Origin of the sequence: Vibrio jasicida CAIM 1864 = LMG 25398 (genome assembly GCF_000400365.1) — a bacterium.
Taxonomy (GTDB): Bacteria; Pseudomonadota; Gammaproteobacteria; order Enterobacterales; family Vibrionaceae; genus Vibrio; species Vibrio jasicida.
Map to the genome: position 1 here is coordinate 19,448 of NZ_BAOG01000161.1, position 18,632 is coordinate 38,079.

17 protein-coding genes are annotated in these 18,632 nt (G+C 45.1%); 7 read left to right on the forward strand and 10 right to left on the reverse strand.

Annotated features, from left to right (window positions below; all coding sequences use genetic code 11):
* The first annotated feature begins 15 nt into the window (after window positions 1-15).
* Both VJL_RS25880 and VJL_RS25885 read left to right on the forward strand, forming a co-directional pair.
* A complete protein-coding gene (locus VJL_RS25880; RefSeq protein WP_038882214.1) occupies window positions 16-885 on the forward strand; it encodes a metal ABC transporter solute-binding protein, Zn/Mn family in 870 nt (289 codons plus the stop codon).
* Window positions 886-1,100: 215 nt separating this feature from the next.
* The gene (locus tag VJL_RS25885; RefSeq protein WP_038882216.1) at window positions 1,101-2,081 is read left to right on the forward strand and encodes a porin; all 981 of its coding nucleotides are present in this window, start codon (window positions 1,101-1,103) and stop codon (window positions 2,079-2,081) included.
* Window positions 2,082-2,190: 109 nt separating this feature from the next.
* On the opposite strand, the gene VJL_RS25890 is transcribed toward VJL_RS25885, so the two are convergent.
* From VJL_RS25890 to speA, 4 genes are all read right to left on the reverse strand, one after another.
* Window positions 2,191-4,356 carry a S9 family peptidase gene (locus VJL_RS25890; protein WP_038882218.1) on the reverse strand — a complete coding sequence of 722 codons (2,166 nt, stop codon included), beginning with the start codon at window positions 4,354-4,356 and terminating at the stop codon, window positions 2,191-2,193.
* Between the two features lie 277 nt (window positions 4,357-4,633).
* Entirely contained in the window at window positions 4,634-5,839 is a 1,206-nt protein-coding gene (gene emrD / locus VJL_RS25895) for a multidrug efflux MFS transporter EmrD (RefSeq protein WP_038882220.1), read from the reverse strand.
* A 261-nt stretch (window positions 5,840-6,100) separates the two neighbouring features.
* Window positions 6,101-7,021, reverse strand: a complete 921-nt coding sequence (speB, locus tag VJL_RS25900) for an agmatinase (protein ID WP_038882222.1) — start codon at window positions 7,019-7,021, stop codon at window positions 6,101-6,103.
* 1 nt (window position 7,022) lies between these two features.
* Window positions 7,023-8,933 carry an arginine decarboxylase gene (gene speA / locus VJL_RS25905; RefSeq protein ID WP_038882241.1) on the reverse strand — a complete coding sequence of 637 codons (1,911 nt, stop codon included), beginning with the start codon at window positions 8,931-8,933 and terminating at the stop codon, window positions 7,023-7,025.
* A 336-nt stretch (window positions 8,934-9,269) separates the two neighbouring features.
* Here speA and VJL_RS25910 point away from each other — a divergent pair, with 336 nt between their 5' ends.
* Window positions 9,270-10,019, forward strand: coding sequence for an MBL fold metallo-hydrolase (locus VJL_RS25910; RefSeq protein ID WP_038882243.1), 750 nt, complete (start codon window positions 9,270-9,272; stop codon window positions 10,017-10,019).
* Between the two features lie 59 nt (window positions 10,020-10,078).
* Here the strand turns inward: VJL_RS25910 and VJL_RS25915 are convergent, their stop codons facing one another.
* The 3 genes from VJL_RS25915 to VJL_RS25925 all read right to left on the reverse strand — a co-directional run bounded on the left by VJL_RS25915 (window position 10,079) and on the right by VJL_RS25925 (window position 12,412).
* Window positions 10,079-10,507 carry an ATP-dependent zinc protease family protein gene (locus tag VJL_RS25915; protein WP_005432588.1) on the reverse strand — a complete coding sequence of 143 codons (429 nt, stop codon included), beginning with the start codon at window positions 10,505-10,507 and terminating at the stop codon, window positions 10,079-10,081.
* Window positions 10,508-10,568: 61 nt separating this feature from the next.
* Window positions 10,569-11,474: a 30S ribosomal protein S6--L-glutamate ligase gene (rimK, locus tag VJL_RS25920; RefSeq protein WP_005438260.1), complete on the reverse strand. Its 906-nt coding sequence runs from the start codon at window positions 11,472-11,474 to the stop codon at window positions 10,569-10,571.
* Between the two features lie 323 nt (window positions 11,475-11,797).
* The gene (locus VJL_RS25925; protein ID WP_038882225.1) at window positions 11,798-12,412 is read right to left on the reverse strand and encodes a TetR/AcrR family transcriptional regulator; all 615 of its coding nucleotides are present in this window, start codon (window positions 12,410-12,412) and stop codon (window positions 11,798-11,800) included.
* Window positions 12,413-12,567: 155 nt separating this feature from the next.
* Between VJL_RS25925 and VJL_RS25930 the strand changes: the two genes are divergently transcribed.
* Window positions 12,568-13,581: an MBL fold metallo-hydrolase gene (locus tag VJL_RS25930; protein ID WP_038882230.1), complete on the forward strand. Its 1,014-nt coding sequence runs from the start codon at window positions 12,568-12,570 to the stop codon at window positions 13,579-13,581.
* Between the two features lie 124 nt (window positions 13,582-13,705).
* Window positions 13,706-14,050 carry a DUF5329 family protein gene (locus tag VJL_RS25935; RefSeq protein ID WP_038882232.1) on the forward strand — a complete coding sequence of 115 codons (345 nt, stop codon included), beginning with the start codon at window positions 13,706-13,708 and terminating at the stop codon, window positions 14,048-14,050.
* Here the strand turns inward: VJL_RS25935 and VJL_RS25940 are convergent.
* Both VJL_RS25940 and VJL_RS25945 read right to left on the reverse strand, forming a co-directional pair.
* Entirely contained in the window at window positions 14,018-14,917 is a 900-nt protein-coding gene (locus VJL_RS25940; RefSeq protein ID WP_038882234.1) for a LysR family transcriptional regulator, read from the reverse strand. The two genes, VJL_RS25935 and VJL_RS25940, sit on opposite strands and share 33 nt — an antisense overlap.
* A 527-nt stretch (window positions 14,918-15,444) precedes the next feature.
* On the reverse strand, window positions 15,445-15,690 hold the full coding sequence (locus VJL_RS25945) for a hypothetical protein (RefSeq protein WP_038882236.1): 246 nt from the start codon (window positions 15,688-15,690) through the stop codon (window positions 15,445-15,447).
* Between the two features lie 167 nt (window positions 15,691-15,857).
* Between VJL_RS25945 and VJL_RS25950 the strand changes: the two genes are divergently transcribed.
* Entirely contained in the window at window positions 15,858-16,724 is an 867-nt protein-coding gene (locus VJL_RS25950) for a helix-turn-helix domain-containing protein (protein ID WP_038882238.1), read from the forward strand.
* Between the two features lie 689 nt (window positions 16,725-17,413).
* On the opposite strand, the gene VJL_RS25955 is transcribed toward VJL_RS25950, so the two are convergent.
* The gene (locus VJL_RS25955) at window positions 17,414-17,752 is read right to left on the reverse strand and encodes a YggL 50S ribosome-binding family protein (protein ID WP_005438242.1); all 339 of its coding nucleotides are present in this window, start codon (window positions 17,750-17,752) and stop codon (window positions 17,414-17,416) included.
* A 219-nt stretch (window positions 17,753-17,971) separates the two neighbouring features.
* On the opposite strand from VJL_RS25955, the gene VJL_RS25960 reads away from it, so the two are divergent.
* The coding region (locus VJL_RS25960; protein WP_038882239.1) for a PhoX family protein at window positions 17,972-18,632 on the forward strand (661 nt) is incomplete at its 3' end.

The following is an 18,632-nucleotide window of genomic DNA, read 5'->3' on the forward strand; positions in this document are numbered from 1 at the left end:
TCTGGATATTCGAATATGAACACGAAAAAGATAATTATGGGATTGAGCTTGGCAATAGCGAGTACAGCAGCGCCGTTTGCTTTTGCCAAAGACATTGTTACGAGCACTCCTGTGACCTACATGTTGGCTCAGCAGTTGATGCAAGGTACGGATATCGAGACGACTTACTTGCCGCCTAAACGTTACGGGATTGAGCGTTTGGTGAATTGGTTTGCAAGTAAAGGACATGAACAAGCTACCGCTGCAGGAAAGAGCGCAACGGTAGCGATCACGCTAGGTGCTGTTTGGCATCAAGACCCTACTTTTGTGTATGCGCGCCAGGGAAATGTAAGCTTGATAGAGATTGATGCCTCTCAAGCGATTTCACCGAGAGCACAAGGTGTTGCGGCATTAACGTTGGATAATGGTGAGACGTCGAAATACGCATGGATGAATCCGAGTAACTTGATTCGAATGGCAGCGATTGTTGGTGAGGACCTACAAAAGGTGTACCCTCAACATCAAGCTCAGATTGAAAAGAACCAGCAAGCCTTGATGCTGGACGTGCGGGAACTGATCAATCAACAACAAGAAGTAATTTTCGAAAAAGAGATCGATTCGGTGGTATTGTTGGGCGAATCGTTAGAAGATTTTGCATCAGGAAACCAACTGTTTGTGGTCGATCGCCAATTCAAACCAGAATTGGAATGGTCAGAGGCAGAGAAACTATCTTTAAAAGCTCAATTTGAGGAAGATGAAACTCTGTGGCTGATCACTGATAAACGCCCGTCAAAAACGTTAACTTCATTAGTTTCACAGGATCGCATACTGCAAATTGATGTTGTTGACCGATGGGGCAGTAAAGGTATCAAAACTGAGAAGCCACTCGCACGCTGGCAGTTGTAACACGCAAAACACCACACAAATTATGAAGGGAACTGAAAAGTTCCCTTTTTTTATGGGATCAAGATCAAAAATTAACCACAAATAATACCAGTTGCATAAGAAAGTATTTGTTTCATTTATATTTCATTACTACTTTGTTATCTGTTCGTTGCGATTGATGCATTTTATTTTGCTGTCGGGGCGAACCAGTACAAACAACTATATGGATGTTAACAATGAAAATGAAAACTCTAGCCGTTGCAGTGGCGGCACTAGCATGTGGTTCTCAAGCTTTCGCAGCTGAAGTTTACAACAGCGATGGCACATCTCTTTCTATCGGCGGCCACGTATCTGTGGGCGTTGGTGAGTACTTTGAAGAAGAAGTTAAAGTTCACCAAGTATCGCCGCGTATTAACATCGGCGGTAAAAAAGACATCGGTAACGGCGTAACTATCGATGCTAAAGGTGAATGGGCACTTAATTACCTTAATGGTGGCGACACTTCATTCAAAACACGTTTAGGTTACATTGGCGCGACACATGAGCAATACGGACGTGTAGTTGCAGGTACTCAATGGGCACCATACTACGACGTAGCTGGCGTTGCGGATTTACCAATCGCGTTTGCCAATGACTTCTTATACGACAACCAAGGCAACCTAGGTACTGCACGTGCGGACAAAATGCTTAGCTACCGCAAGGGCTTTCAGTTTGGTGAAGGGTTTGGTCTGAACGTTGGTCTAGGCTGGCAGGGTGAACAATCAATTTATGACCAACGTGGCCAAATCGCTCTAAGCACTGAGCTTGCAGGCTTCGGTCTAGGTTACGTATACAGTGGTGGTGACGTTGAGGTTGGTGCTAAAAACGAGTCAGCAACTTCTCACGTATTCTCTGCTAACTACGGTACTTATGGTTCAGGTTTATACGCAGCAATAGTATATGGCATGAATGACTACTTCTACGATATGCGTGAAGAAACAAGCCAGCTTGAAGGTCTATTGGCTTACGGCGTTAACAACTGGACATTCAGTGTTAACTACGAAGGAGTGGAAGACGAGAAAGACAACAAGACAGTTACTAGCGAAACGGCTCTACAAGCTGAGTATGCAGTGACGCCATCTTTCTACACGTTTGCTGCTTACCAGTTTGATCTAGGTAACGACTACAACAACGAAGAAAACGACTACTGGACTCTAGGTGCTCGTTACTACTTCTAATAAATAGGACAGTTTCTACTGCCTAAACACATTTATTGTGTTAACGCCTACTCGCTGTGAGTAGGCGTTTTTCTTTTTATATCAGCTCAAAAGCAGGCCCTAATAGAGCTTATTTCGTTTCCAACAAGTCTAAGAAGAAAGCGTACTCAAGCGCGTCTTCTTTTAATCGTTTGAATCGACCAGAAGCACCGCCGTGGCCTGCTTCCATATCGGTTTTGAACAGCAAGACATTATCATCGGTTTTCATTTCACGAAGTTTGGCTACCCACTTCATTGGCTCAAAGTACTGGACTTGTGAGTCATGCAAACCTGTTGTCACTAACATGTTCGGATAATTCTGAGCCTTCACGTTGTCGTACGGTGAGTAGCTCAGCATGTAGTCGTAGTAGGTTTTATCATTCGGGTTACCCCACTCATCGTATTCGTTGGTCGTGAGAGGAATCGACTCATCCAACATGGTCGTCACTACGTCAACAAACGGAACGTGCGCGCCAATACCACGGTAGAGCTCTGGTGCTTGGTTGATAATAGCGCCCATCAATAGGCCACCTGCAGAGCCACCAACAGCAAACACTTTATCTTTGGCACCGTAGCCTTCTTCAACCAGTCCTTTGGTTACGTCGATGAAGTCATTGAAGGTGTTTTGTTTAGTCAGCTTTTTGCCATCTTCATACCAAGGACGACCAAGCATTTCTGAACCACGAATGTGAGCGATTGCGTATACAAATCCGCGATCAAGTAAGCTCAGGCGGGTTGAGCGGAATGTTGGCTCGATGGTGGAACCGTATGAGCCGTAACCGTACTGGTAGATTGGGTTAGTGCCGTCTTTCTTGAATAGGTCTTTGCGGTAAACCAATGAGACTGGCACTTGCTTACCATCACGAGCAGCAACCATGATGCGCTCTGATTGATAGTTATCAGCATCAAAATCACCAAGTACTGGAGTTTGCTTCATGATTTCAGACTCACCTGTATTTAGGTCGAAATCGTAGTAAGTCCCCGGTGTTGTCAGGCTGCTGTAGTAGATGCGAACTTTTGAATTGTCTAGTTCAAGGTTGCCCGTTAGGTAAGCAGCAAAAGCCGTATCATTAAACTCGAGTGGAAACTCTTTACCTGTTGATAATTGACGAACCTTCACGGTCGACAGGCCATTCGTACGCTGCTCATAAACAAGGTGATCGTCAAACAAGTCGAAATCGACTAGCTGAGAATTGTCGTTAGCGGGAATGACATCGACCCATTTAGAGCGGTCATGCATCTCTTCCGCTTTCACTTTCATCAAACGGAAGTTTACAGCTTGGTAGTTAGTGTAGATGTAGTACCAATCATCTAATTTAGCGATGCTGTACTCAATGCCGGTCTCTCTAGGGTAGAAAGCTTCGGCTTTGGCGTTCGGGTTGTTAGCATCAATCACAGACACGCCGCTTGTCTCTGTACTTGAGTGCCAAATGTAAACTTGCTCACCGTCTTTACTCTTACTTAAGAAGGTGTAGTAAGCGCTGTCGGTTTCTTCGTAGATCAGCTCATCGCTTGTTTGAGGTGTGCCCAATACATGGCGGTAAACTTGATAACCTAACAGTGTTTGAGGGTCTTTCTTGATGTAGTAGAAAGCTTGGTTGTCGTTTTGCCACGCAATCGCACTTGACGCGCCTTCAATTTCATCTTTTAGATATTCACCCGTCGTGAGGTCTTTGATCTTGATGGTGTAAATACGGCGACTCAGCGTATCTTCGCCATAAGCCAACAAGTTTTCATTTGGGCTGATCGTTAAGCCGCCAATACTGAAAAACTCATGTTCTTTTGCCAGCTCGTTAACATCTAAGATGACTTGCTTATCTTTACCTGCAAAGTCTTTTGCACGCAGATGTACTTCGTATTCGTTGTCGCCTGTCACTTCATTTGAGTAGTAGTAACTGCCTTTTCGAACCGGAACTGAATTGTCATCTTTTGCAATACGCCCTTTGATCTCTTCAAAAAGCTGTTCTTGCAGTGCTTCGGTGTGTTTTAAAACGGTTTCTGCGTACTGATTCTCTTGCTCAAGGTGTTGCAAGATTTCTGGATCTTGGCGCTCATCATCACGCATCCAGTAGTAATTATCGATTCGGGTATCACCATGAATCGTCATTGCATGAGGGACTTTTTTAGCAACGGGAGCTTGGGTTTGTTGAGCGACGAGTTGCGATTGGGAGTAATGGTTCATGGTTGGTAATCCTTGATTGCTGCATCCGGCGACTAGCGCGACCGATACGGCCAACGTGGTTAAAGTGAAACGCATCTGTGTATCCTTATTGTGTACTCTTCTCGTGTTTTTTCGCCATTCATTTATCTTGCGAGTAAAAGTACGTTTGTGTTCTTCCAGTGAATATCATTATATCGAATGGCAAACGAATAATTTCTGTATAAGCAACTGTTCTTTTTAGCAAAGATTGGATGGGATGTTAAATGCAATTGCTGGTGGATGAGAGCTAAAGGGTAAGATGTGTGCAACAAAAAAGGGACACACTTTGCAGCATGTCCCTTTTCTTTATCTTGGTTGGGATGAGAGTCAGATTTTAGATCGCCAATGGCATTTCGTTTGAGTGATCGTGTTTGCGATTAACCCAACGCAAACCAAGCATAGCTATGATCGACATGGCCATCATCAAACAACCTAGCGGCATTTGGTCTTGTGCCGGGAAGAACGAAGCCAACAGCGTCGCGATACCCGCACCTAGGTTTTGCATGCCACCCAAAATCGCACCGCCAGTGCCCGCGTGGTATGGGAACGGTGAAAGTGCGCCTGTTGTTGCCGCGGGGAACAAAATGCCCGCACCCAAGAAATAAATGGTTGCACCGCCAATTAGAGTCAACGCCGTTGTTAGACCAAACAGACCCGGAATCAATACCACTGCTGAGCCAACTAAGATAGCCACTAGACCAACGTTTAGAGCACGACGCTCAGAGCGACGTTGTGCGATGTAGCTAGATAAGCCTGCGCCGACTAAGTAACCCGGAATCGGTAAAACAAACAGCAAACTGACAGTGGTTGCTGGCAAGCCAAGTACGCCGCCCAGTAGTACACCGGCTGCTGCTTCAAATACTGCAACGCCCGCGAAAGTTGCCACCAACACCAATAAGAAGCCTTGGAAGCGTTTGTCTGAAAGCACGAACTTGTAGCTCTTCGCCACAGATTCATGTTTGCGACGCTCTTTCGGCAAAGTTTCCATCATGCTTGTCATCATGGTGATCACTACTGCGATACCAAACAGAGCAAGGAACAGGTAACTAGAACGCCAACCGAAAGCTTCTGTTAGGTAGCCGCCCAATACTGGTGCGATCAATGGTGAGAAAATCACACACATGCTGATCAAGCTGTTTGCGCGGTGCAGCTCTGCACCCTCAAAGCAGTCACGAGTCAGTGTACGAGACATCGCACCGCCACAACCGATACCCAAACCTTGGATGAAGCTACCCGCTAGAAACCATTCGTACTCATGAGCAAATAGCGCCACCAAAGTACCAAGAATGTAGATGATCAAACCAGCAACGATAATTGGTTTACGACCGAGGCGATCAGAAAGCGGACCATAGACGAATTGCGATAGACCGTAAGGGATCAGGTAACACGCCATCACGGCTTGAAGTGACGACGCTGATACCAAGAACTCACCCGCCATATGACCGATAGAAGGCACGTACATCGTTTGAGTCATTTGACCTACGGCAGTCAGAATTGCGATTAAAAAGGTAAGTTTCGCTAATGGAAACGAGGCGGACATTTGCGTATCTCTCTAAAAATTAGGACGTAAAGAGCCTTAGCGCTCCATTAAGGAGAGCCAAATGAATAAGGCGATTAGGGAATCTAGGCGCGAGATATTAGAGCTTGAGTGCCGACTTAGCAATCAAAAAGTGTGAAGTTGAGCAAGATAAAAATCTATGATTTGGATTAGAAAAACTAATCTAATTTTGAGGTGCTTTAAAAGCAGAAAAGGGAGCCGTGACTCCCTTTAAAAAACAGCGTTTACTTAAAACAACTTTTGTTATTCGCGACCTGAAGCGTAGGCGTAAAGCAACTCAAGTGCGACAGTTGCGCCAGCCAATGCCGTTACATCGCTGTGGTCGTAAGGAGGGGAGACTTCCACTACGTCCATACCTACGATGTTCATGCCAGCGAAACCACGAATGATCTTCAGAATTTTATCTGAGTTCAGACCGCCACAAACTGGTGTACCTGTACCCGGTGCAAACGCCGGATCCAGACAGTCGATGTCAAAAGTGACATACACAGGCTTATCCGCAACAGTGCGACGAATCTCTGCCAGAATCTCTTCTACAGACATGTCGTTCGCTTGCATCGAGTTGATCACATTGAAGCCGTGATCTTGTTGGTCATATTCAGTACGAATACCAATTTGAACTGAGTTCTTCGCAGAAATCAGACCTTCTTTTGGTGCATGGTAGAACATAGTACCGTGGTCGTAAGAACTGCCGTTTGCGTATGTGTCAGTGTGCGCATCGAAGTGAATCAGTGCCATTTGACCATGGTGTTTTGCGTAAGCACGTAGGATTGGTAGCGTGATGAAGTGATCACCACCCAAGCCTAGCATTGTCTTGCCGCTCTTTAGAATCTCACTTGTTGCCGCTTCTAGGCGGTATGTGAAATCTTCAGCATCACCACAATCGAACACAAGGTCACCTGCGTCGATCACTTTCAATTTATCAAATACGTTGAAGTCCCAAGGGAACTTCTTGCCTTCCCAAGCAAGGTTTACTGACGCACGACGGATCGCATCTGGACCCATACGCGCACCAGGACGACCAGAAGTCGCCATGTCCAGAGGAACCCCTAGCACTACAACGTCTGCGTCTGCCGATACTGGATTTTTGATGTACGGTCGACGTAGAAACGACATAGAGTTGGAGTAAAGCGAATAATCGGTTTTCGTAAACAAATCATTCATATCAGAAGTCCTCTAAATAGGTGTAGCCTGCCAAACCTTGTTCTAGTTCAGCTAGGATTTGTTCTTGTTCACTGGCTTCAACACGTGCTGAAACCAATTGTTTGTAATTGTCACGAATCGCATCTACGTCGATGTGAACGTAGCGCATCATGTCTTCTACGCTATCACCTTCGTTGATGTAGCTGATCTCAAATTGACCTTCTTCATCAACATTGACTACTGCACTGTGGGTATCACCAAATAGGTTGTGCATGTCACCAAGGATCTCTTGGTATGCGCCTACTAGGAAGAAGCCCATTAGGTACGGTTTGTCGTTGCTCCATGCTGGTACTGGTAGCGTGCTCTCAATGCCTTGGCCATCAACGTAGTGGTCAATTACGCCATCGGAGTCACAAGTGATGTCCAACATCACCGCACGACGCTCTTCTACATCACCGAGACCAGAAAGCGGCAGAACAGGGAAGACCTGATCAATACCCCATGCATCTGGCAGGGATTGGAAAAGAGAGAAGTTCACGAAGAACTTGTCTGCAAGACGTTCGCTCAACTCATCCAAAATAGGACGGTGGAAACGGTTCTTAGTACTCATTTGACGACTTAGCTCGAAGTAAATGCGTAGTGACAGTTGCTCTGCCCACGCACGTTGTTCAAGGTTTAGTACGCCAGTCGCGAATTGTGAGTGAACCTCTACCAAATCGCTTTGGGTATCGTTGTAAATTTCAATTAATGCACGCGCATCCGTACCATCTTGCAGGTTCTCCCAGTTTCGCCACATGTTTTGTAGCAAGAATGGAGCGTCTGCAGCTGGCTCGAACACTTCTTCCGGTTGGTATGTTTCAGTACCAATGACGTTAGAGATAAGTACAGCGTGGTGTGCAGTTAAAGAGCGCCCCGATTCAGAGATAATCACTGGCATCGGTTGTTCGTACTGCTGACACACATCACCGACGGTATTTACGATGTTGCGCGCATATTCTGCAAGGCCGTAGTTCATCGAGTTCGAAGATTGGCTACGTGTGCCGTCGTAGTCTACTGCTAAACCGCCGCCAACATCGAAGTAATCAATGTTTGCACCCATGGCACGTAATTCACAATAGAAACGTGCTGATTCGTTTACACCATTACGCACGTCACGGATGTTCGCCATCTGTGAGCCAAGGTGGAAGTGAACCAATTGCATGGTGTCCAGTTTGTCTTCGCGTTTTAGGCGATCAATCACGCTCAATACTTGAGACGCCGATAGGCCGAACTTCGATTTCTCACCGCCGCTTGCTTGCCATTTACCCGCACCTTGAGATGCAAGGCGGATACGCAAGCCAAGACGTGGTGTTACGCCCAAGCTTTTTGCTTCTTCAAGTACTAGATCAAGCTCAGATAGCTTCTCTAGTACGATAAATACTTTGTGACCTAGCTTTTCACCGATCAGTGCAAGACGCACGTATTCACGGTCTTTATAGCCATTACACACGATCACGGAGCTGCCTTGTTGAGCTAGTGCAAGTACTGCCAATAGCTCTGGCTTACTGCCTGCTTCAAGACCCAGCTGTTTATTTTCTAGCTGTGCTTGGCTTGCTAAGATCTCATCAACCACTTCGCGCTGTTGGTTTACTTTAATTGGGTACACCAACAGGTATTTGTTTGGATATTGGTATTCTTCAATTGCTTGGTTGAAAGCTTGGCAAATGCCATGCACGCGTTGGTGTACGATTTGTGGGAAGCGCACTAACACAGGCAGATTAAACTGCTTAGCTTCTAGTTCATTTACAATCGCACTGAAAGGGATTTGGTGTGCACGGTCACTACGAGGAGATACGTATACCTCGCCTTGGTCATCAATTCCGTAGAAGCCTTGGCTCCAGTAGTGAACGTTGTAGTCCGCGCGGATGCGGTCTAATTTAGTTGCTTTTTCCAACTCGATTCTCACAAAAATGTATTTAAGCCCTCATTGGAAATAGAGGAGAAAATACAAAAAAGCAAATCATGAGGCGCTAACCTCATACCCTGACACGAACTCCGTGTGCGCGCATTAACGGATAAAACCCAACCAGAGTCTAATGATTAAAATTTGTGCTTTCGATTAACAACTGTTGTTGATGGTTGGTGTAAACATTTATTTAACAGGCTGTCCATTCTGCTGTTATAGTTGGTCTGACCAGTAAGGATTTGGTCGACAAAAAATAAGAACAAAGACTCAACAAAACAAGGACATGTTTTGCAGCTGCACAGAATTCAGGGATACATCCAAACCATGTATCTCGCCGAGTATCCAGACAAATTGATGCTGCTTGATGGCGCAAGTCGAGCGGATATTCCTCACCTCAAAGATTTTATCGAGCATCAGCTCAATCGCCCATTCACAGACCTAAAGTTGGTCGTCGTTACCCACATGCACCCAGACCATGCTGGTGCGGCGCACAAGCTAAGAGATTTGACGGGCTGCAAGCTATTGGCAGCCAAACGAGACACACATTGGTATGGCGGTTTTGATGGTTGGCTAATGCATCTTACGGATTTGATTTTGGCACGTTGGATGGCGAACCGAATGCGCAAACCCAAGCGCAACTTATGGTATTCGCGAAAACTAAGGCCGGATATTGAGCTGGTGGATGGAGAGGTGATTCCCGGTTTTGCTGATTGGCAGATATTGGAAACTCCGGGGCATACCGACAGGGATTTATCGGTTTATCATGCCGAACAGAGTGTGTTGTACGTAGCGGATTTAATGGTGCAGGTAAAAAGCCATTTGATCGCGCCATTTCCTATCTTTCATCCCAACCAATATCGCAGTTCGTTAAAGCGCGTTTTTGAGATGAAACCAAGCTGTTTATTGGCAGCACATGGGGGAGAGGTTGAGTTTGATGAAGACGCGTATCAACACATCATCAATACTGCTCCGGTTAGACCCATTACGCATTGGCGAGTAACGAAGATAAAACTGAAAGGATTAATGCGTTCTGTTCTGAAAAGGAAGAACGATAGACAGGAGAAGGGCAGCTAGAAAATCAGAGAAGAGCCAGATGAGCGACCACGGAGTTCGCTCATCTGAAGCTACGGGGATTATGGAGCCAATAAGTGAGATTGGCTCGGGTCTACCAGAACTTTGTCTGCCATACCCTGACGACCTAACAACATCATGTAAGTCATCTTTTCACGGTTAGTTAGCGTGATGTCGATTGGCCACTCTTGGTCGCCCATGCGTAGCATCGTTGTGATCACGCAGCGGTGTTCGAAAGTACCGTTTGATGATTTCACTTTGCGGTTCGCCTTCAGTGGAGCTTTACAGCGAACGACTTGCTCTAAGTGGTAAACATCTGGGTGTAGATCGAACTCTACGTATGACTGACCGTCTTGTTCAGTGCACTCTAGGTTATCTACGTGCAGAGAAGAAGTCTGTGCGCCTGTATCAATACGCGCTTCAAGGTGAGTAATCCCTAACTCAGGTAAGCAAATTGCTTCGGCGTTCCCAATGATCATTTTCTGATTCATAGTGTCATCCTAGCGATGAGTCAAAAGAGAGCCCTTTATCAGGCTCTCACTCAAACAATTATCAGCCTTTACCGCGAGTACGGTTAGCGTTTGGTTTTGCGTTCTTCTCGATGAAGTCGAAGATCATGCCTGCAACGTCTTTCTCAGTTGCTGATTCGATACCTTCAAGGCCTGGAGAAGAGTTCACTTCCATTACCACTGGGCCGTTCTTCGATTGAAGAATATCGACACCACATAGGTTTAGACCCATCACTTTCGCTGCGTTGATTGCTGTTGCACGCTCTTCTTTGCTTAGTTTAACAAGCTGAGCAGAACCACCACGGTGAAGGTTAGAGCGGAACTCGCCTTCTTTTGCTTGGCGTTTCATTGCTGCGATAACTTTGTTACCCACTACGAAACAACGGATGTCTGCGCCGTTTGCTTCTTCAATGAACTCTTGCACCATGATGTTTGCTTTTAGGCCCATGAATGCTTCGATCACGCTTTCTGCTGCTTTTGTTGTTTCAGCAAGAACAACACCGATACCTTGAGTACCTTCAAGTAGCTTGATAACCAATGGTGCGCCGCCAACGTTTTTGATCACGTCCTGAATGTTGTCAGGGTGGTGAGCAAAACCTGTGCGAGGTAGACCAATGCCTTTACGTGATAGCAGTTGCATAGAGCGTAGCTTGTCACGAGAACGGCTGATTGCTACTGACTCGTTCACACAGAATGTGCCCATCATTTCAAACTGACGTACAACCGCTGTACCGTAGAAAGTGATAGATGCACCGATGCGTGGAATGACCGCGTCGTACTTTGGCAATTCTTCACCCATGTAACGGATCTTAGGGTTGTTACTCGTAATATCCATATAACAGTGCAGAGTATCGATAACATCAACTTGATGTCCGCGCTCTTCACCCGCCTGCTTTAGGCGCATGGTTGAATATAGATTCTCATTACGAGAAAGAATAGCAATACGCATGGCAATTCCTTAGTAAGTCAGTACCAAATTAAAAATGTAAGTATAGAGTATAGTGAGTGGGTGTAATTGATGTGACAGAATCCACTCTCTTCAGCGACTTAGAATTGTGGTTGGACAACCACGTCGTCAGAGGTGCGAACCTTAGGGCGTTTTCTCAGTAGATGAAAACGAAAAAATATCGTCGATACGACAAAAATAATTTATCGAACTCTCACGCCTTGCTGCATGCGACTGTCAAGGGAATGAAAAAGAAAAATGAGTCAAAATTTCATCAATTTACTATGGCACAAATCACAAAAAAGCGGCCATCCAGCCGCTTTTTGTTATTGAACTAAGTAATGACTTAAGAAGAGTTCAGCCGTTTGGGTGGCTAAAACCCTAGATTCTTCCAAGGTTAGCGAAGCTCGCATCCCCATCAATTGTGGCCAGAATGCGCTGCCTTTAATTAAGTTGTGCAATTGAATGCTTGCCATGTCCACATCATCAACCTTCAATGTGTTTTTCTCTGATTGTTGAGTGAGCCAACGGTACAAGGCCGTTTCTTGCTTCGACATGTGTTCCGCTTGTCCTTTGAGATCTTCCGGCTTAAACAAGAAATGTCCGAAAGCCACTTTCGCCAGTTCAATATAATCAGGTGCGGTTACCACGATAATTTCGCTGTACAACAATTCGACCAGTTGATCTTTGAGAGGGAGTGTTGGTAAACGTTCAATATCGCTATCCATCATTGAAGAACGCCATAGTTCCGTTAGTAACTCTGTCACGATCGCTTCTTTAGAAGGGAAGTGGTTGTAGACCGTGCGCTTAGAGACTTGCGCGATAGCAGAGAGCTTATCCATACTGGTGTTTTGCACCCCAAACTCTTGGAACGCTTGCTTTGCTGCGCACAGGATGGCTTCTCTTTTGGTCTCACTGCGACCTTTTCTTTTTACATTCATAAACTTGCCGAGTTAAGAAGATCATTTCTGGATCTATTTTACACTAAGTAGTTTACTTTTGATAATTAGAATGTAAACTGCACCGTGTAGTTTACTTTTGTTCGGGTTAACTTTTTATGAAAAAAACTTTGCTAGCCACAGTAGGAGCGTTCGCGATGGGTACATCAATGATTTCTTGTTCTAATGTTGATACTGAAAAAGCGCCAACATACCCGGACAAATTTGCAAACACAGAGTTGGAATACAAAAGCAGCTTGGGTGACATGTTCGGCATCATGAAAGCCTACTTTACGACTGAGCGCCTCAATCCAACGCCAACAATTGAAATTCCGGTTCATGCCATGACTGCGAATCAACTGTTAGAAGAGCAAGATGACGTTATCTACCGTTTAGGTCATTCAAGCGTGTTAATGAAGCTCGATGGCAAACTGGTGATGACTGACCCTGTATTCAGTGATCGCGCGTCTCCTGTGCAATGGGCAGGGCCAAAACGTTTTCACCAAACACCAATTACGCTAGAAGATTTACCAAGCATCGATGTGGTGGTGATCAGCCATGACCATTACGATCACCTAGATAAAGCTTCTATTAAAGTGCTAGGCGATAAAGTGGGCACTTTCTTGGTGCCGTTAAAAGTCGGTCAATTGCTGGTGAACTGGGGTGTGCCTAAGGAGAAAGTGATCGAGCTAGATTGGTGGGAGTCACATTCTGTCGACGGTATTGAATATACACTGACTCCGACTCAGCATTTCTCCGGTCGAGGTTTGACAGACCGCGATACGACACTGTGGGGCAGTTGGGTTATTAATGCACAGCAACACAAAGTGTTCTTCAGTGGTGACTCTGGTTACTTCAATGGCTTTAAAGAGATTGGCGAAAAGTACGGTCCGTTTGATTTCACTATGATTGAAACCGGCGCATACAATGAACTTTGGTCAGACATTCACATGTTCCCTGAGCAAAGTGTTCAAGCACACATTGATGTGCAGGGTAAAGTGATGATGCCGATTCACAACAGTACGTTTGATCTGTCGATGCACGATTGGAATGAACCGATGCAACGCGCGTTAGACATTAGTGAAGAGCGCGGTGTAACGTTAGTGAGCCCTGAGATTGGTCAACGCTTGGCGATTGCGGAGCCTCAGCCTGCTAAGACATGGTGGCAATAATTGCTGGGCTAAACAGCCAAACACCAGAATAGTTAAGTCACTTATTAGTAGTTACTTGGTATTAGTTACTTGGTATTAGTTACTTGGTATTAGTTACGTGGTCAGGGATAAGGATAAAGATGCAATGAAAGCAAAGTGGACACTGTTACTTACATTAAGCATTCTGCCTATCTTTACACTAGCAGGGGTAGAGCAAGATGTCTCGACGTTGATAAAGCGAGTTGAGCAATCCTCTTGCACCTTTATCCGCAACGGCAAGGCGTACACTAATCAAGAAGCGGCAGAACACATGCGCAATAAATGGGATTACGCCAAAGATGACGTTGATTCCGTGGATTTGTTTATAAAAGAGGTCGCGTCAAAGAGCTGGTTATCTGGCAAACCCTATTGGGTGGATTGCCAAGACAAACGCATTACCAGCGAAGAGTGGCTAACTTCATTGATGAGCTCCACCAATCACATCCAATAATACTTCTTTGATGGTCTGGTATCGCAGTGGCAGTGTGCGGCTGCGTTTTCTCACCAAAAACAAATCTTCGTACACCGGTTGTTTTAACTCAGCCACATACAACTCTTCTCTTAATGAAAAGCTTTCCACCGCACTGTAGGGCAAAACAGTAAAACCAAGCCCTTTGCTGACGGGCAAAAGAATCTGACTGAGTTGGTTAACGTAGCCCGATAATGGCATGTCACTGACCTTGATCTCTTTGAGTAAAGGTTCTGCACATTGGTCGAAAAACAACGTCATATAATGCTCAGCATCAGGATGGCCAATCACGCCGCAACTTCGAAGCAGTTCAGGCGTTAACGTTTTTCCATGATAGGACTTTGGTAAGATCAGACACAGCGCTTCTCTGCCAATTTGTTCACTTTGGAAAACACTCTTATTGGGAGAGTAAGTCACGATGCCCATATCAATACGGCCATCAGCAACCCCGTTTAGAATCGACTGGTTTGGTGCCGCTTCCAAGTGAATCGACAATCCGCGATGCTGGGTTTGTTTTTCAAGCAGTGGATCAAACAGCATCAAGGCAAGTGCTCCGGAGCAAGCTAGCTTGCAATGACCTGCAAAGGGATCATCGAAGCTCAGATCTTCCAGTAAGTTTTTCTCTTTCTCTTCCAACTCTAACGCGTAGGTATACACCATTCGGCCTTGCTCTGTCAGTTCAAAGCTTTTGTTCTCGCGCTTAATCAATGGGTGCTGACAAGCTTGCTCTAGCTTTTTGATGTGCTGACTGACACCGGGTTGGGTCATATAGAGCTTTTCTGCTGTCTGAGTAAAGTGGCCGACTTCGACAAGAGTTTTGAATGTGTGTAACCAAACTGGATTAAGCATAGGACGTTGTTTGCTCAGCGTTTATTAAAGAAAGCGTTTCGAGAGAAAGTGTAGAAATAATAGCATGATGCGTGGAATAACGCAGAGGAGGATGGTAAATGACAGGCAAAATAAAACCCCGCCTGGTTTCCCAGACGGGGCTTATTCTTTTTCGCAGCAATCCGGCTACTAATAGGTGCTCCCTGCATCTATCCTTGATTGTGGCTAAGTCCTTTAACCGAGTTCCTTGTTCATCGCCTTCCTAGCGGTGTCCATTCTTGCCTATCATCCTGACGGGCGAACTCTATCCTAGAGCTTAACTACATCCTTGCTGACAACTCATCCTAAGCTATCAAATCTTCATCCTGAAGATACCCAATCCTTTAGGCTTTTTTCCTGTTCCCGCCAACATCCTGTCGACACACTTAGTATTGTTGTTTTGCTGATTACTCTCAATCAGCTAGGTAAAAAAACTTTGGCAGCGAATATTGCTTAAAAAAGGATAATTATTAATTTTCAGTTAGTTAGGTTTGTTGTTCGATTTGTTCTTAGTCAAAAATGGTCGTTTTGCTTACATCGTTTGTGAGAGATCTCGCACAAGGTGCCGAGCGAATGTACGAATCGGCGTCTTTTTCGTCTTGTTTAAGAGTTTGCTCAAGATCACAACTCGACTTGTAGCCATAAGATTTGGCGATGGTATTGGATGAAATCCCCATTTCTTTTATCGCAAACACAGCCCACTCATCACGAGTTTTTTGCATAATCTGGCGTAGCTTGGTTTTAAAGTTACTCATAAAAGCTCCTTAGTTAGCTTATCTTTACAAGAGAAGAATAAGGAGCGTGATGAGGCTTAGTTGATAGTATGCCGCTCAATATCAATACTATTGAGGCGTGATGAAGAATATGTCGGTAATACTGATATTATTTGCGCGTGAAACAATACTATCTTGTGGGGTATCAAATGGCGCACATCGAAAAAGTACCGCAAAGGCCTGGTTTTTCTTGGCGCTACCGTCGTATTGATGAACCAGCGAAAGAATACGATTTTCATTTTCACGATGATGTTTTTGAGTTGGTCATCCACCGCCACTTTACGGGGACTTTGCACATTGGGCATCACGAGCTAGAGGTGACCCACAATCAGATGCTGCTAATTGCGCCGGGTGTGCCTCACTCTATTCACTCCACGTCGGTAGAAAGCAATTGCGAGACTCATGTGATTTGGTTTAAGCGTGAGTGGATCGCGAACCTAATGTTCTATTGTACTGAGCTACGCAAACTAGACCCGTTATTGAAAGCCGCAAATAAAGGAGTGGTGTTCTCTGAGCGAACGGCACAGCAAGTAGTGGATCTTCTGCAAGAGTTGATGAAAGTGCCCGCGATGGAACAATTGTCGAGATTCATTCATATCTTATCTTTGGTTGCCCATGACGAAGCGGCGAAAACCTTGATGACCCATTCTTATCTTTCGATGAGTGAACACGAGCAACAAGAAAGAGCACGCGTCGCAAGTGTGAACGCGTATCTTGAGCAGCATTTTGCCAACAAGGTGACATTGGCTGATTTAGCCGATTACTTGTCGTTGAGTGAAAGTGCGGTCACACGATTGTTTCAAAAGCACTTTAAAGAGCCGTTTAGCCAACGCTTGATGAAGCTACGCATCAACCATGCCGCGGATTTATTGCAATCGACGGAGTTACCAATAGGAATTGTGTTTGAGCGAGTTGGGTATCGCAATCAAGCTTTGTTCAATCGCCACTTTAAAACCTACAAGGGACTGACTCCGAGAGATTACCGACAGCATTACCAGCAGCGAATCCAACCTTAGTTTGAGCATGTGCGTACTTTTGTTATTTACTGAACTGGAATTTATGTGCAACTGGTATATTATTTGCTAGGTTATCTAAGAATCGTTATTAAGATTCGATGACAGGTTAAATAGGGAACTTGATTGCCATATTTCTGTCATAAGTGATGAGTAAGTTGACCGTATCAACAAGATAAAAGCCGTTTTACTGGTCAAAAAATGACTGCAACGCTTCTACTTTTATCATTATGTTGTGAAATTAGTCACGGTTAATTGATTCGTTCCTCGATAGATTGAAGAGGAATACAACCTTAGACAATAAGCTCAAGATGAGCGTTACCTATATAGATGAGGGAGATTGCTATGAAAAAGATGAGAAGAGCTCAGCTACACCGTGTTCGCATCCAATACTGGAAAGACACAAAGACTGAGACTGCTAAAAAAGCATAGTAAACCATACTCAATGGCACTGAGCTGGCAATGGACGGATAACCTTCCATAAAATGCCAGCTCTAAAATTATCTAGCGCATCCATACTTTCCAAGACTCCAGCTTTCCTAAACTAAGCTTCCCAAAAAAAACAAACGTTCCACTCTTTCTAGATTCAACATTTCAGCACAAAACCATAGCCTTAAATGCAAAAAAGCCAGTCCGAAGACCAGCTTTCTCATTACTTGCTCAACTCTATTTATTACAGAGTGATTCCGTAATTACAGGTAGTTTGCGTCAACCAGTTCGCCAGCTTTTGCGCTGCTTACTTCTGGGCGAGCTTGTAGCCAAGCTAGAACTTGTGCTTTTTGTTCTTCAGTTGCGCTTTCGTAACGCTCTGTTGAACATAGGAAGCCTTCAAACAGCTCTAGGCCACCGCCACCGAAGCAAAGGTTTAGGCCATCAATGTAGTCGATAAACTCATCAACGAATGCATCGTAACGGTCAAAGTCGTTGATGTCAGTCTCACAGCTGATCTCAAAACCTAGGATTGCGAATTCGCCTAGGAACAGCTTCTTGCGAAGACGACGATTTTTGTTATCGATTTTATCTAGTTTCATGATTATTTCTCGTAGATGATTTGAGTAAACCTTATACCTCCAAATCTAGCTCAGCCCAAGCAAAATCGAAAGTACGTAGAATAGAGGGGCGATTTATAACATTTTCTAAACACAAAGTTCATAAAGATAGACTAGTTCTGTCACTTTTCTCTTCCAAACTTCCCCTCGCTCAATGATTTACAAACCTATAATTCAACCTAACACTGGGAAAGCAACACCATGAGTAAGGAAACCTTCGACGCGACGCGTTACAACCAGAGTAATAACAAACCTTTTGAAGAAGTACTGGAAGCGAGCCTATCTCGACGCAGTATCCTGAAAGGTGGCCTAGGTATCAGTGCGATGACCGCTTTTGGCGCATTTGGTCTATCAGGGTGCAACTCTTCTAGTTCAGGCACTTCTGCTGGTGGCGGCTCTGGCGTTTCAAGTGCAGTCCTGAATTTTGATTCGATTCCGGGCTCACTGACGGATGCAGTATCGATTCCGCAAGGTTACATAGCACAAGTATTGGTGCCATGGGGTACGCCTCTAAACGCACAAGGTAATGCATGGAAAGACGACGGCAGCAACACGAGTACCGACCAGCTTAATGCATTGGGTATGCACCACGACGGCATGCACTTTTTCTCGCTAAACGACAGCGACACTGACGGCTTGTTGTGTATCAACCACGAGTACATTGATACCGCAGCTCTGCATCCAAGCGGTCCGACAGCCGTGGGCGGTGTGCGTACTATCGTCGACGAAGTTCGTAAAGAAATTAATGCACATGGTGTGTCTGTGGTTCGCGTTCAACTTGAAGACAACATGTGGAAGTTGGTGGATACCGATCCACTAAACCGCCGTTACACTGGCGCGACAGTCATGGATCTTTCTGGCC